Source organism: Methylobacterium sp. ARG-1, from assembly GCF_001262595.1.
GTDB lineage: Bacteria > Pseudomonadota > Alphaproteobacteria > Rhizobiales > Beijerinckiaceae > Methylobacterium > Methylobacterium brachiatum.
Genome location: NZ_LHCD01000017.1, coordinates 54,288 through 67,322, shown reverse-complemented (window position 1 = coordinate 67,322; position 13,035 = coordinate 54,288). Strand labels below are relative to the sequence as shown.

General features: G+C 69.8%; 13 protein-coding genes. 6 read left to right on the top strand and 7 right to left on the bottom strand.

Annotated elements, in window-relative coordinates; translation table 11 throughout:
* The 4 genes from cobT to AKJ13_RS17115 all read right to left on the bottom strand — a co-directional run bounded on the left by cobT (nucleotide 1) and on the right by AKJ13_RS17115 (nucleotide 4,291).
* Nucleotides 1–1,908 (bottom strand): cobaltochelatase subunit CobT, encoded by a 1,908-nt coding sequence (gene cobT / locus AKJ13_RS17130; RefSeq protein ID WP_050734433.1) that lies wholly within the window; start codon nucleotides 1,906–1,908, stop codon nucleotides 1–3.
* 6 nt (nucleotides 1,909–1,914) lie between these two features.
* On the bottom strand, nucleotides 1,915–2,424 hold the full coding sequence (locus AKJ13_RS17125) for a DUF29 domain-containing protein (protein WP_244471635.1): 510 nt from the start codon (nucleotides 2,422–2,424) through the stop codon (nucleotides 1,915–1,917).
* A 4-nt stretch (nucleotides 2,425–2,428) separates the two neighbouring features.
* On the bottom strand, nucleotides 2,429–3,412 hold the full coding sequence (gene cobS, locus AKJ13_RS17120; RefSeq protein WP_007559639.1) for a cobaltochelatase subunit CobS: 984 nt from the start codon (nucleotides 3,410–3,412) through the stop codon (nucleotides 2,429–2,431).
* Nucleotides 3,413–3,667: 255 nt separating this feature from the next.
* Nucleotides 3,668–4,291, bottom strand: a complete 624-nt coding sequence (locus AKJ13_RS17115; RefSeq protein WP_007559637.1) for a DnaJ domain-containing protein — start codon at nucleotides 4,289–4,291, stop codon at nucleotides 3,668–3,670.
* A 108-nt stretch (nucleotides 4,292–4,399) separates the two neighbouring features.
* Between AKJ13_RS17115 and AKJ13_RS17110 the strand changes: the two genes are divergently transcribed.
* Together AKJ13_RS17110 and arfB are read left to right on the top strand one after the other, a co-directional pair.
* The gene (locus tag AKJ13_RS17110; protein WP_050734432.1) at nucleotides 4,400–4,696 is read left to right on the top strand and encodes a BolA family protein; all 297 of its coding nucleotides are present in this window, start codon (nucleotides 4,400–4,402) and stop codon (nucleotides 4,694–4,696) included.
* 169 nt (nucleotides 4,697–4,865) lie between these two features.
* The gene (gene arfB, locus AKJ13_RS17105) at nucleotides 4,866–5,297 is read left to right on the top strand and encodes an alternative ribosome rescue aminoacyl-tRNA hydrolase ArfB (RefSeq protein ID WP_050734431.1); all 432 of its coding nucleotides are present in this window, start codon (nucleotides 4,866–4,868) and stop codon (nucleotides 5,295–5,297) included.
* Between the two features lie 40 nt (nucleotides 5,298–5,337).
* On the opposite strand, the gene AKJ13_RS17100 is transcribed toward arfB, so the two are convergent.
* A complete protein-coding gene (locus AKJ13_RS17100) occupies nucleotides 5,338–6,132 on the bottom strand; it encodes a YoaK family protein (RefSeq protein ID WP_007559630.1) in 795 nt (264 codons plus the stop codon).
* 81 nt (nucleotides 6,133–6,213) lie between these two features.
* The gene (locus AKJ13_RS17095; protein ID WP_050734430.1) at nucleotides 6,214–7,161 is read right to left on the bottom strand and encodes a methyltransferase domain-containing protein; all 948 of its coding nucleotides are present in this window, start codon (nucleotides 7,159–7,161) and stop codon (nucleotides 6,214–6,216) included.
* Nucleotides 7,162–7,230: 69 nt separating this feature from the next.
* Between AKJ13_RS17095 and AKJ13_RS17090 the strand changes: the two genes are divergently transcribed.
* From AKJ13_RS17090 to AKJ13_RS17075, 4 genes are all read left to right on the top strand, one after another.
* On the top strand, nucleotides 7,231–8,286 hold the full coding sequence (locus tag AKJ13_RS17090; protein ID WP_050734429.1) for a ligase-associated DNA damage response exonuclease: 1,056 nt from the start codon (nucleotides 7,231–7,233) through the stop codon (nucleotides 8,284–8,286).
* Entirely contained in the window at nucleotides 8,283–10,004 is a 1,722-nt protein-coding gene (locus AKJ13_RS17085; RefSeq protein ID WP_050734428.1) for a cisplatin damage response ATP-dependent DNA ligase, read from the top strand. The genes AKJ13_RS17090 and AKJ13_RS17085 overlap by 4 nt, the downstream gene beginning before the upstream one ends.
* Nucleotides 10,001–10,468, top strand: coding sequence for a secondary thiamine-phosphate synthase enzyme YjbQ (locus AKJ13_RS17080; protein WP_050734427.1), 468 nt, complete (start codon nucleotides 10,001–10,003; stop codon nucleotides 10,466–10,468). The genes AKJ13_RS17085 and AKJ13_RS17080 overlap by 4 nt, the downstream gene beginning before the upstream one ends.
* 140 nt (nucleotides 10,469–10,608) lie before the next feature.
* Nucleotides 10,609–11,400: a flagellar hook basal-body protein gene (locus AKJ13_RS17075; protein WP_050734426.1), complete on the top strand. Its 792-nt coding sequence runs from the start codon at nucleotides 10,609–10,611 to the stop codon at nucleotides 11,398–11,400.
* Between the two features lie 16 nt (nucleotides 11,401–11,416).
* Here the strand turns inward: AKJ13_RS17075 and AKJ13_RS17070 are convergent, their stop codons facing one another.
* A complete protein-coding gene (locus tag AKJ13_RS17070; RefSeq protein WP_200905652.1) occupies nucleotides 11,417–12,955 on the bottom strand; it encodes an efflux transporter outer membrane subunit in 1,539 nt (512 codons plus the stop codon).
* Nucleotides 12,956–13,035: the final 80 nt, after the last annotated feature.

Sequence of the window (13,035 nt, the reverse complement as noted above, 5' to 3'; positions counted from 1 at the left end):
TCAGCGCCGCCCGCCCGCCGCCCGCAGCATGCGTCCAACCGGAGCCGGCGCGCCGTCCTCCTCGAACAGCTCGGCCAGCTTCTCCGTCATCGCGCCGCCCAGTTCCTCGGCGTCGATGATCGTCACGGCCCGGCGGTAATAGCGGGTCACGTCGTGGCCGATGCCGATGGCCAGGAGCTCCACCGGCGAGCGAGTCTCGATCTCCTCGATCATCCAGCGCAGGTGCCGCTCGAGGTAGTTGCCAGCATTGACCGAGAGGGTCGAGTCGTCGACCGGCGCACCGTCGGAGATCACCATCAGGATCTTGCGTTGCTCCGGCCGCCCGAGCAGGCGCTTGTGCGCCCAGTCCAGGGCCTCGCCGTCGATATTCTCCTTGAGGAGACCCTCGCGCATCATCAGCCCGAGATTCTTCCGGGCCCGGCGCCAGGGCGCGTCGGCGGATTTGTAGACGATGTGGCGCAGGTCGTTCAGGCGACCCGGGTTCGGCGGCTTGCCGGCGGCGAGCCAGGCCTCTCGGCTCTGGCCGCCCTTCCAGGCCCGGGTGGTGAAGCCGAGGATCTCGACCTTCACGCCGCAGCGCTCCAGGGTCCGCGCCAGGATGTCAGCACAGGTCGCCGCCACGGTGATCGGCCGGCCGCGCATCGACCCGGAATTGTCGAGGAGCAGCGTGACCACGGTGTCGCGGAAATTGGTGTCCTTCTCCTGCTTGAAGGAGAGCGGCTGGTAGGGGTCGATGACCACACGGACGAGCCGGGCCGGATCGAGCTGGCCCTCCTCGAGGTCGAAGTCCCAGGCGCGGTTCTGCTGGGCTAGGAGCCGGCGCTGCAGCCGGTTGGCGAGACGGCCGACGACGCCCTGGAGGTGCGAGAGCTGCTTGTCGAGATAGCTGCGCAGGCGCGACAGCTCGTCGGCGTCACACAGCTCCTCGGCGTGGATGATCTCATCGAACCGCGGGTTGAACACCCGGTATTCGGGCCCGCGCGCCTCGTTGCCCTGGCGCGTCGGCGGCCGCGACGCTTCGGAGGCCTCCTCGGATTCCGCGTCCTCGGATTCGTCGGGCAGCTCGCCCGACGGCGCGTCGGCGGATTCCTGCGCGCCCTCCTCGATCTCGTCGGAGGCTTCCTCCGAGGTCTCGATCTCGGCACGCTCGCCCTGGCTCTTCTCCTCGGAATCGCCCTCGCTCGGGTTCTGCTCGTCGTCCTGGGCGTCGTTCTCGTCGTCGTTCTCGTCATCCTCGGCGTCGAACGGCGTCTCGTCCGACATGTCGAGGGAGGTCAGCAGGTCGCGCACGGAGCGGGCGAACTTGCGCTGGTCCTCGATCGAGCCGATCAGCCCGTCGAGGTTGGGGCCGGCCTTGGCCTCGATATGCTCGCGCCACAACGCGACGATCTTGGCGGCCGCCTCAGGGGGCTGCTGTCCGGTCAGGCGCTCGCGCACCATCAGGGCGACGGCGTCCTCCATGGGGGCGTCGGCCCGGTCGGTGATGGTCTCGTACTTCCCGCCGCGATGGTAGCGGTCCTCCAGCATCGCCGTGATGTTGCTGGCCACCCCCGTCATCCGCCGCGAGCCGATCGCCTCGACCCGGGCCTGCTCCACCGCGTCGTAGACCGCGCGGGCGGCGGCATTCTCGGGGGCAAGCCGGCGATGCACCGCGATGTCGTGGCAGCCGAGCCGCAGCGCCATGGCGTCGGCATTGCCGCGCAGCACCGCCACGTCCTGCGCCGAGAGCTTGCGGGGCGGCTCGGGCAGCCGGGCCTTGTCGCCGGTCAGCGCCGGCCGGTCGGTGGCGTAGGTCACCTCGACTTCGGACCGGCGGGCGATGGCGCGCAGGCACCCGGCCACCGAACGCTTCAGGGGCTCGGCCACGGATTCGCGACGCTCACCGGGCTTGCGGTTGGAGATGGACATGCGGGGCTACGTCTTCACCGAATCGAGGTCGAAGGGGCGCTCAAGCAGATCGTCCCAGGTGTAGGGACAGTCCGGCGGGAACTCGTCGGGGGGGAGGAGGGTCTCGTTGGCAGCCCAGTCCCGTGCATCCGGGTAGGCTTCAGCCAGGGCTTCATCGAGCCGGGACTCGAGGCCTAGGCTGCCCTTGAGAAGCCGATCGAAGCGTCGGCGCTGCTCGCGGATCGAGAAGATCCAACTCGGGGTGCGATGCTCGGGATGCTGATCCCACTTGAGCATGTGCATAATCAGCACGCGCAGGCAGCTATAGAGCCTAGAATCTTCGCGCTTCGACACATCCTCGAGCTCCTCGGCAACCAGTTCGACATCGACTTCGTCGAACCGGCGCGCGCGCAGCAGCGCGACCTGTTCCTGCACCCAGGTGTACAGGTCATCCTCGTAGCGCGTGCGGCCCCGCGCGGACGGGGCAGCCGCCTCCATCGCTTCGCTTCGGGCCGGACGCGCCACGTATTCCTCCATGCGGTCAGCTCAGGGCGACGTTCAGCGCGCTCTCGGGCAGTTCCTTGCCGAAGGCGCGCTGGTAGAACTCGGCCACCAGGGTCCGCTCGAGCTCATCGCACTTGTTCAGGAAGGTCACCCGGAACGCGAAGCCGACATCCTTGAAGATATCGGCGTTCTCGGCCCAGGTGATGACCGTGCGCGGACTCATGACGGTGGAGAGGTCACCGTTCATGAACGCGTTGCGGGTCAGGTCCGCCACGCGCACCATCCGGTTGACGATATCGCGGCCCTGGTCGTTGCGGTAATGCACCGCCTTCGAGAGCACGATGTCGACCTCGCGGTCGTGCGGCAGGTAGTTCAGCGTGGTCACGATCGACCAGCGGTCCATCTGGCCCTGGTTGATCTGCTGCGTGCCGTGATAGAGGCCCGACGTGTCGCCGAGGCCCACGGTGTTGGCGGTGGCAAACAGCCGGAAGGCCGGGTGCGGGCGAATCACGCGCTTCTGGTCGAGCAGCGTCAACCGGCCCGACAGCTCCAGCACGCGCTGGATCACGAACATCACGTCCGGCCGCCCGGCATCGTACTCGTCGAACACCAGGGCGACGTTGTTCTGCAGGGCCCAGGGGAGGATGCCGTCCTGGAAGGCGGTGACCTGCTTACCGTCCTTCAGCACGATCGCGTCCTTGCCGACGAGATCAATGCGCGAGACGTGGCTGTCGAGGTTGATCCGCACGCAGGGCCAATTCAGCCGCGCGGCGACCTGCTCGATATGGGTCGACTTGCCGGTGCCGTGATAGCCGGTAACCATCACGCGGCGGTTGCGTGCGAAGCCGGCCAGGATCGCCAGCGTCGTCTCCCGGTCGAAGATGTAGTCCGGATCGAGATCGGGGACGTGTTCCTCCCGTTCGGCATAGGCCGGAACCTTGAGGTCGAGGTCGATGCCGAAGACCTCGCGGACGGAAACGGTGCGGTCGGGCAGCGCGGCGGGCGTGTCGTCAGAGAGCATTCGGGACCTCGTGAGGCGCGGGAACTCCGGCCCGAGGGCATGGAGCTTCCGCACGGAAGTAACGTCGAGCCGGGCATCCGCCGCGGGGCGGACTCAATCTTTAAACGGCAGCGCTGTGCGGCGCCACCGACCGGCACGAGCCTCATATAGGGCTGCGCCGGGCAATTTGCCTTATCCTAGAGCGCTCGACGACGAAGGGGGTTCCGCTGCGGCCTCAGGGCGCTCCAGCGATCAGACCTGCATCGTTCGTGCCGCTCAGCAGAGACCGGCGGCACGCAGAACGTCGTGGGCACGGATGATGTCCCGCAGCCGCTCCTCGAACGAGCGGTCGCCGCCGTTGGCGTCGGGGTGGAAGCGCTTCACCAATGCCTTGTACTGCGCCTTGATGGCGGGCCCGTCCGCGCCTTCTTCGAGCCCCATCACGTCGAGGGCACGGCGCACCGTGGCGGTGCGGCGCGGCTTCTCCGGCTCCGGCTGGCGGGCGCGGCGGCGTCCCTCGACGCCGGCACCGCGCAAGATGCCGAGCGGATCGACATAGGCCCAGTCGCGGGTCGGCTCCTCGGCCGGCTTGCCCTGGCCGGCCGGGTTCACCCCCATGGCCCAGGTCGGGCGATGCCCGATGATCGCGTCCTTCTGATAGGCCTGGACCGCGGCATCGTTCATGCCGTCGAAATAGTTGTAGCTCGCGTTGTAGGCGCGGACGTGATCGATGCAGAACCGCCAGTACTGGCCTTCCGCCTTGCGGCCCTTCGGCGCCCGGTGCAGGCCCGGCTGCGTGCAGCCCGGACTCTCGCACGTGCCATCGGCCGCAGGCTTCGGCTCGTCGCAGGACGGTTTTCTGATCCGGATGCTGTCGAACAGGCGCGAGTTGAGATCCATGACGGGCCGATTATGAGGGGGCAAACCAGAGACACAAGGGCACCGGGCCTGATGACGCATGCGCGGGATCGGGCTTGACGGATGCCGACGATATCAGGTGAGGGCGCGATGGCTGACGGGACTGGTGAAGACGGCACCCTTCGGGGCTGGATCGAGGCGAAGCTGCGCGCGGAACTCGCGCCGGCACGGCTCGACGTGATCGACGAATCACACCTGCATGCGGGCCATTCCGGCGCGCGGCCCGGGGGCGAGACCCATTACCGGCTCGACATCGTCGCCTCGGCGTTCGAGGGCAAGAGCCGCGTGGAGCGGCACCGCCTGGTGAATGCCCTGCTGGACGATGCGTTCAAGCGCGGGCTGCATGCCCTGGCTTTGCGCGCCCGGACCCCGGCCGAGGCCGCCTGAGCCCGGCGTTGCCGGCCCGGCGCGGCCGACCGCCGGTACGAGAGGATATGGCGATCGTGGCTCCGGTTCGCACCCACAGGATCGCCGCTTCTGCGCCGGAACCCGTGTTCCAGCGCACCTGCGGTCGGCCTCGGTCGAGCGCGTTCCGCGACGCGGGCCGGAGGTCGCCATGCCCCTGCGGGTGAACGCGCGGATCACCATCGAGGATGACGAGATCGAGCTATCGTTCATGCGCGCTTCGGGGGCGGGCGGGCAGAACGTCAACAAGGTCGAGACGGCGGTCCAGCTGCGCTGGTCGATCCTGGCCTCGCCCTCGGTCGATGAGCGGGTCAAGGCGAACCTGTACAAGCTCGCCGGCCGGCGTCTGACCAAGGACGGCGTGCTGGTCCTGTCCGGGCAGCGCCACCGGACCCAGGAGCGCAACCGGGCCGATGTGCTGCAACGGCTGGTCGAGCTCGTGACCGAGGCGGCCAAGCCGCCGCCGCCCATTCGCCGCGCGACCAAACCGACGAAGGGTTCGAAGGAGCGGCGCATCGGCGCCAAGAAGAGCCGCGCCGTGATCAAGCAGGGGCGGGGCAGCTACCGGGATTCCGACAGCTGAACCGCCCTGTCGCCGTCACGGGCGAGCCACCGGGGCGGCCTCAGTGGATCGCGTCGATCACCTCCGCCTTCGGGCTGGCATCGGGGGCCGGCGCCGAGCCGGCGACCAGGGTGCTGCCGGGCTTGGCGATGGTCAGGGCGATCGCCACCAGGGCCAGGATCGCGGCGAGGCCGGCCGGGAACAGGAAGGCGGATTCGCCGTAGCGCATATCCAGAAGGCCGCCGACGACCGCGCCGGTGCTGAGGCCGGCCCAGAGCGGCGCCTGGATCCAGAACGAGGGCGCCACCGTGCCGAGCAGCAGGTTGGCGCAGCCGGTGCCGAAGCGAACCACGGCGCCGGTGACGTAGGTCAGCGCGAGCGAGCGACCGCCCTCATCCTGCAGGGTCGCATTCTGTAGCCCCAGGGCCAGCACGATCGGGTAGGCGTGCAGCGGGTAGGCGAAGGTGCCCCAGGGCATCAGCAGGCCGCCGGCGAGGAGCAGCGCCTGCAGCGTCAGCAGGACGGCCAGCCGCCAGCGTCCGACCCAGGCCGCGATCAGCGTGCCCAGGAAGGCGCCGAAGCAGAACAGGCTGATGGTGCTGGCGACCCGGGTGACGTTCTCCCAGTCGCCGTTGGACACCGCCACGCCGAAGCGCGTGGTGTTGCCCGACATGAACGACATGAACAGCTGTGAGAATTCCAGGAAGCCGATGGAATCGGCGCAGCCTGCCAGCGTCGCCAGCGCGATGGCGAAGGCGATGCGCGTTCGGGGATCGGCCGGGAAGGAGCGATCCACGGGCGGGTCGGGCTTGCGCTCAGGTGCGCGCCCATCGTTCCCGCCGCCGAAATCCGCCATGCCTGTCCCCGATTCCATCGCCGCGCCGCGCGCAGCCGACAGACAATGGACGAATGCCCAAGCAGTTTCATGCCCGGCGAATCATTGGCGTGTGCGGTGCAGCACGACGATCCGGCCCGGGACCGGCCGACCGCCTTCGCGCCGCACATCGGCGGGGCGCAGCAACAGGATCTCCAGGCCGGAGCCGGACGCCGCCTCCGTGATGTGGGAATCCGCGTGGGCGTAGCGCCCGTCGGCGCCCAGGCGCGCACCGTCGCCGTCATGGGACTGGACGGTGAAGGCCGCGAGGCCATCCGGTCGCAGGGCCCGGGCGACCCGCTCCAGGACCGGGCCGAGATCCGCCACGTAGATCAGCACGTCCGCGGCGAGGCACAGATCGGCGGAGGCCGGTGGCTCGCCCGCCAGGAACGCCATGAGATCGCCCTCGGCCAGGCGGTCGTAGAGCGGCTGGCCGTGATGCCTCTTGGCTCGGGCAAGGGTCAGCATGCCGGGCGACAGGTCGACCCCAGTGAGATGTCCGACCCGGTCACGGATCGCCGCGCCCATCAGGCCCGTGCCGCAGCCAAGATCGAGCGCTGCATCGAACCGCTCCGGCACGGTCGGCAGGGCATCCCGGACGAGCTGCGGGCCGACATAGCCCAGCCCGTCCACGAGGTGGCGCTCGAAACGCGGCGCGTAGCCGTCGAACAGGGCCCGGACATAGGCCGATGACAGCGCTGGCAGGCCGGCACCTTCGCCGAGGCGGACCAGATGCGCGCGCACGCCGAGGGTGTCGTCGGGGTCGATGTCGAGGGCGCAGGCGTAGGCCCGCGTCGCCGCCGCCCGTAGAGCCGGGTCGCCGTCCTGCACGGCCAGCCCTTCCCGGGCGCGGCCCAGCAGCAGCCAGGCCGGCGCGTAGCGGGGCGCGATCTCCAGCACCTGCTCGGCGAGATCGGCCGCCCCGGCATGGTCGCCATCCGCCAGGCAGGCTTCCGCATAGCGATAGCGGCGGTCGGCGAGGAGGTCGCCGGAACTGTGTTGCGTGGCCATGCGTCTGCCGGGTCGGGGCCGCCTATATACCGGGGCCACCGGCGGACTCCACCGGCAGCAACGGACCCGATGCCGACACGCGCGAGCGATCTCCTCACCCTGACCCGCGAGGGCCTCTACTGCCCGCTCGGGGGCTTCCACGTCGATCCGACCTGGCCGGTGGAGCGCGCGCTCATCACCCACGGCCATGCCGACCATGCTCGCGCCGGCCACGGACACGTGCTGGCGACGCCCGAGACCCTGCGGATCATGGCGGTGCGCTACGGCGAGGATTTCTGCCGCCAGCGTCAGGAGGCGAAACTCGGCGCGGCTCTGCGCGTCGGCGACGTCACGGTGCGCTACGCCCCCGCCGGCCACGTGCTCGGCTCGGCCCAGATCGCCATCGAGCGGGACGGCGTCCGGGTCGTCGTGTCGGGCGACTACAAGCGGGCGCCGGACCCGACCTGCCTGCCCTTCGAGGTGGTGCCCTGCGACGTGTTCATCACCGAGGCGACCTTCGGCCTGCCGGTCTTCACCCATCCGGATACGCGCGACGAGGTCCGCAAGCTCATGGCCTCCGTGGCCCTGTTCCCGGAGCGGGCCCACATCGTCGGCGCCTACGCGCTGGGCAAGGCGCAGCGGGTGATGGCGCTGCTGCGCGAGGAGGGCTGGGATCGGCCGATCCACCTGCACGGGGCGATGGAGAAGCTGACGGAGCTGTACAAGCGCGAGGGCATCCCCCTGGGCGAGACCCCGAAGGTCGTGGCCGCCGACCGCAAGGACCTGCACGGCGCGATCGTGCTCTGCCCGCCCAGCGCGATGCAGGATCTGTGGTCGCGCAAGTTTCCCGACCCCGTGACCTGCTTCGCCTCCGGCTGGATGCGGGTCCGCGCCCGCGCCCGCCAGAAGGGCGTCGAGCTGCCGCTGGTCATCTCCGACCATTCCGACTGGCCGGACCTGTGCCGCACGATCCGCGATACCGGCGCCGGCGAAGTCTGGGTGACGCACGGCCAGGAGGATGCCCTGGTCCATTGGTGCGGGACGCAAGGCATCAAGGCCAAGCCGCTGCACCTGCTGGGCTACGGCGACGACGGCGAGGCGGAGCCGGCCTCAACCGACGCCGCCGAGCCGGAGGTGGCCGCGTGAACGACTTCGCCCATCTCCTCGACCGCCTCGCCTACGAGCCGCGCCGCAACGCCAAGCTGCGGATGCTCCAGGATTTCTTCGCGCGCACCCCGGATCCGGAGCGCGGCTACGCGCTCGGCGCCATGACCGGCACGCTGAGTTTCCGCGAGGCCAAGCCGGCCCTGATCCGCGGCCTGGTCGAGGAGCGCATCGACCCGGTGCTGTTCCGCCTGTCGCACAATTACGTCGGCGATCTCGCCGAGACCACGGCGCTGATCTGGCCCGGGCCGGGGCCGGTGGCGCCGCGCGAGCCCGGACCCGGCCACAACAACCCGCCCCCGCATGTCCCGACCCTCGCCGAGGTCGTCGAGACCCTGGCGACGATCCCGAAGCGGGAGCTGCCCCAGCATCTGGCCGAATGGCTCGACGCCCTCGACGAGACCGGGCGCTGGGCGCTCCTAAAGCTCGTCACCGGCAACCTGCGCGTGGGCGTCTCGGCGCGGCTTGCCAAGACCGCGGTCGGCGCGCTGGGCGGCTACGAGGCGGATGCGGTCGAGGAGGTCTGGCACGGCCTCACGCCGCCGTTCGAGACGCTGTTCGCCTGGGTCGAGGGGAGGGCCGAGCGGCCCGAGACGCTCAATCCGGCGCCGTTCCGGCCGCCGATGCTGTCGCATCCGATCGAGGAGGAGGCCGATCTCGACAAGCTCGAGCCGGAGGCGTTCTCGGCGGAGTGGAAATGGGACGGGATCCGCGTCCAGCTCGTCGGCGGACGCGACCGGGCCGGCGCCCAGGTCGCCAAGGTCTATTCCCGCACCGGCGAGGACATCACCGGGGCGTTCCCGGATCTCGCCGAGGCGATCGGCTTCACGGGGACGCTCGACGGCGAGCTGCTGATCCTGCGCGAGCGGCGGGTCCAGAGCTTCAACGTCCTGCAGCAGCGTCTCAACCGGAAGGCCGTGACCGCCAAGCTCCTCGAAGAATTCCCCGCCCATGTCCGGGCCTACGACCTCCTGACCCTGGATGGCGACGACCTGCGGGCCGAGCCGTTCGCGACCCGCCGGGAGAAGCTGGAGGCCCTGGTCACCCGCCTCGACCATGCCCGGATCGATATCTCGCCGCTGGTCCCCTTTGCGGATTGGGAGGCGCTCGCCGCCGCCCGGGCCGACCCGGCCTCCGTGGGCGCCGGCGAGGATGCGGACGCGATCGAGGGCGTGATGCTCAAGCGTCTCAACAGCCCCTACCTGCCGGGTCGCCCGAAAGGCCCCTGGTGGAAGTGGAAGCGCGAGCCCCATATCGTCGATGCGGTGATGATGTACGCGCAGCGCGGCCACGGGAAGCGCTCGTCGTTCTACTCGGACTACACGTTCGGGGTCTGGCGGGAGGTCCCCGAGGGCGGGGACGAGCTGGTGCCGGTGGGCAAGGCCTATCACGGCTTCACCGATGCCGAGCTCGCCAAGCTCGACCGCTATGTCCGCAACAACACCACCAAGCGGTTCGGGCCGGTGCGCGAGGTCGCACACGGGGTGGAGACCGGGCTCGTGCTGGAGATTGCCTTCGAAGGCGTCCAGCGCTCGACCCGGCACAAGTCCGGCGTGGCGATGCGCTTCCCCCGGGTCAGCCGGATCCGCTGGGACAAGCCGCCTGCGGAGGCCGACCGGATCGACGTGCTGGAGCGGATCCTCGCCCGCGGCGAGCGCGAGATCGCACCGGGTGCAACGCTGACGGAGACGGATGCATGAGGCGGGACAAGATCGGTTCAGTCGAGCCCCTGGTATCGGGCGCGGTGGCGCGCCACGCGAGCGGCCGCCTGACCATCGCGACCCAGGGGCAGGGCTTCACGGACTTCACCGGGACGGTGGCCGAGTTCGTGCGGGGCAGCGGCATCCGGGACGGGCTCGTCACGGTGTTCTGCCGGCACACTTCGGCCTCGCTGACCATCCAGGAGAATGCCGACCCGGACGTGCAGACCGACCTGATGGCGGCCCTCGACAGCTTCGCGCCGCGCGGCGCCCCTTACGTCCACGGCGCCGAGGGACCGGACGACATGCCGGCCCATATCCGAACCCTGGTCACGGATTCGGCCCTGAACATCCCCCTGGTCGAGGGCAGGCTGGCCCTGGGCACCTGGCAAGGAATCTACCTGATCGAGCACCGCGACCGGCCGCACCGGCGCGAGATTGTTTTGAGTGTCATCGGCGCCTGAGCCCGGAGAACCATCTTCGATCCGATCCTGGCCGCGGTCGGGCAGCAACATTCGCTGACACACCGCCGATTAACCGTGCTGCACGTCTATAGGCCTGTCTAGGACCGGTTTTCCGGCCAGTCTCGGGACGGGAGACCCCGATGGGCTTGTACGACGCGCTCTCGAATTCGGTGGCCGGTGCCTCGGCGCAGGCCTTCGCGCTCAACAACATCTCCGGGAACATCGCCAACACCCAGACGGCGGGGTTCAAGACCACGGAGACGAGCTTCGCCGACATGCTGGCCCAGACCACGGCCAAGGCGCAGTCGAGCGGCGGCGTTACGACCAGCACGCGGGACACCCTCGGGATCCAGGGGACGATCCAGTCCACCGGAATCGCGACCAACCTCGCGATCTCGGGCAACGGCTATTTCGTGGTCCGGTCGAACACCGGCACGCCGGAGAGCCCGAGCTTTACCGGCGAGACCGCCTATACGCGGCGCGGCGACTTTGCCCCGGATTCGAGCGGCTACCTAGTCAACGGCGCGGGCTATTACCTGTTCGCCGGTCCCTCGGCGACTGCGCCGGTCCAGGTCCCCATTGGGGCGGACACCCTGGCGAGCCTGACGGTTTCGCCTGCGGGCACGCTCACCGGCACGGCCGCGGATGGCAGCACGCAGCCGCTCGGTTCGTTGACGCTCGCCCAGTTCGGCGGGCAGGATAACCTGACCTCCCTCGATGGCGGCACCTACGTGGCCAACGGCCGGTCCGGCGCGCCGAGCTTCGGGCTCGCGGGCGCGGCCCTGACGGCCGGGTCGGTAGAGCAATCGAATGCCGGCATCTCGGACCAGTTCTCCAAGATGATCGAGACTCAGCAGGCCTACACGGCCAACACCAAGGTGATGAGCGCCGCCGACCAGATGCTGCAGGACGCCATCGCGATGGATGTCTGAGGCCGGGCGTGCCGCCCTACAGGAACTTCAGCGGGTCCGTCTCGGGTGGGGGCGGGGCCACGTCGTTGCGGTTCCACCAGCCGCCGCCGAGCGCCACGAACAGGGCCGCGCTGTCGGCGTACTGGGTGGCGCGGGCACCCGCGGAGGTGACGAGCGCCGAGAGGTAGCCCTGCTGGGCGATCAGCACCTGCGTCGAGGTGACGGCGCCCGCCGTGTACTGCTTGCGGATCAGCCCGAGGCTCTGATTGGTGGCGCTGACCGCGGCGTCGGCGGCGGCTACCGCCTTGGCGTCGGCCTGGAGCGCCCGCAGCGCGTCGGCGACGTTCTGGAAGGCGGTGATCACCGTCGCCTTGTACTGCGCCTGCGCCTGGGTCAGCGTCTCCTCGGCCGCCCGCTGGCGCCGGAACAGAGTGCCGGCGTCGAAGATCGGCGCCGTCGCCTGGCCGATGATCGTGAAGAACGCCGCGCCGGGATTGGTCACCTGCGCGAGCCGCACGGCGCTGGAGCCGCCGGTGGCGGTCAGGCTGAATTGCGGCAGGCGGTTGGCCACGGCGACGCCGACGCTGGCGCTCGCCTGCTGCACCAAAGCCTCCGCGGCCTTCACATCGGGGCGCTGCTGCACGAGGCGCGAGGGCAGGCTCACCGGGAGCTTGGTCGGCAGGCGCAGAGCCGAGAGCTGGAAGGTCTCCGCGATCTCGTCGGAGGGGAGCCGCCCGGCCAGCGCGGTGAGGAGGTTGCGCTGCTGCGCCAGCTGCTTCTCCAGCGGCGGCAGCAATTGCTGCGACAGGGCCAAGGCCGCCTGCTGCTGGACCACATCGGCCCCGGCGATCTGGCCGAGCGAGAGCTGCTTGTTGAACAGCTGCAGCACCTCCGTCTGCGCCTGGATCACCTTGCGGGTGGCGTCGATCTGCGCCCGCAGGGCCGCCTCCTGGATCGCGGCCGCGACGACGTTGCCGGTGAGGCTGAGATAGGCGGCCTCGAGCTGGAAGCGCTGGTTCTCGGTGGTGGCCTCCAGCGACTCGATCTGGCGCCGGTTCCCGCCGAACACATCGGGATTGTACGCGACCACGGCCTGCGGCGTGGACAGGCTGTAGAGGAACCGGCTCTCGTTGTTGAGCGGCGATTGCAGGTCGAGACCGGGTGCCAGGATGCCCTGCACCTGCGGGGTCGCGGTCAGGCTCGGATAGAGCGTGCCCTTCTGGGCCAGCACGTTCTGCTGCGCGATCCGCAGCGAGGCCTGCGCCGCCTCCAGGGTCGGGTTGTTGGCGAGCGCCTGCTCGACGAGCTGGTTCAAAGCCTTGGAGTGGAACAGGGTCCACCACTGGCCGGGGATGTCGGCGCCGGAGACGAAGCTCTGATCCGCCGATCCGCCCTGACGGGTGCGGATATTGTCGGCGGCCGAGGGGTTCTTCAGCGGCTCCTTGGTGTAGCGGCTGACCGGCGGCGCCTCGGGCGGCACGTAGTTCGGGCCGACCGCGCAGGCCGACAGGGACAGGGCCGCCGCCAGCATGGCGGCCGCACGACCGCACCGGATCGGCACCAACTCCACCATCATGCCCCCGAAACCCCTCCCTCGGTAGAGCGTCCGAGCTGACGGCCAAGTCAATCCGACGGCGCTCCGATGCTGCGTGCCGG

Excerpts from the sequence above, each read along its gene's own strand:
- AKJ13_RS17110 (WP_050734432.1), top strand. The coding sequence starts at position 4,400 with ATGGCTGACGGGACTGGTGAAGACGGCACCCTTCGGGGCTGGATCGAG.
- AKJ13_RS17080 (WP_050734427.1), top strand. The coding sequence starts at position 10,001 with ATGAGGCGGGACAAGATCGGTTCAGTCGAGCCCCTGGTATCGGGCGCG.
- AKJ13_RS17125 (WP_244471635.1), bottom strand. The coding sequence starts at position 2,424 with ATGGAGGAATACGTGGCGCGTCCGGCCCGAAGCGAAGCGATGGAGGCG.
- arfB (WP_050734431.1), top strand. The coding sequence starts at position 4,866 with ATGCCCCTGCGGGTGAACGCGCGGATCACCATCGAGGATGACGAGATC.
- cobS (WP_007559639.1), bottom strand. The coding sequence starts at position 3,412 with ATGCTCTCTGACGACACGCCCGCCGCGCTGCCCGACCGCACCGTTTCC.
- AKJ13_RS17075 (WP_050734426.1), top strand. The coding sequence starts at position 10,609 with ATGGGCTTGTACGACGCGCTCTCGAATTCGGTGGCCGGTGCCTCGGCG.
- AKJ13_RS17115 (WP_007559637.1), bottom strand. The coding sequence starts at position 4,291 with ATGGATCTCAACTCGCGCCTGTTCGACAGCATCCGGATCAGAAAACCG.
- cobT (WP_050734433.1), bottom strand. The coding sequence starts at position 1,908 with ATGTCCATCTCCAACCGCAAGCCCGGTGAGCGTCGCGAATCCGTGGCC.
- AKJ13_RS17070 (WP_200905652.1), bottom strand. The coding sequence starts at position 12,955 with ATGATGGTGGAGTTGGTGCCGATCCGGTGCGGTCGTGCGGCCGCCATG.
- AKJ13_RS17100 (WP_007559630.1), bottom strand. The coding sequence starts at position 6,132 with ATGGCGGATTTCGGCGGCGGGAACGATGGGCGCGCACCTGAGCGCAAG.
- AKJ13_RS17095 (WP_050734430.1), bottom strand. The coding sequence starts at position 7,161 with ATGGCCACGCAACACAGTTCCGGCGACCTCCTCGCCGACCGCCGCTAT.
- AKJ13_RS17090 (WP_050734429.1), top strand. The coding sequence starts at position 7,231 with ATGCCGACACGCGCGAGCGATCTCCTCACCCTGACCCGCGAGGGCCTC.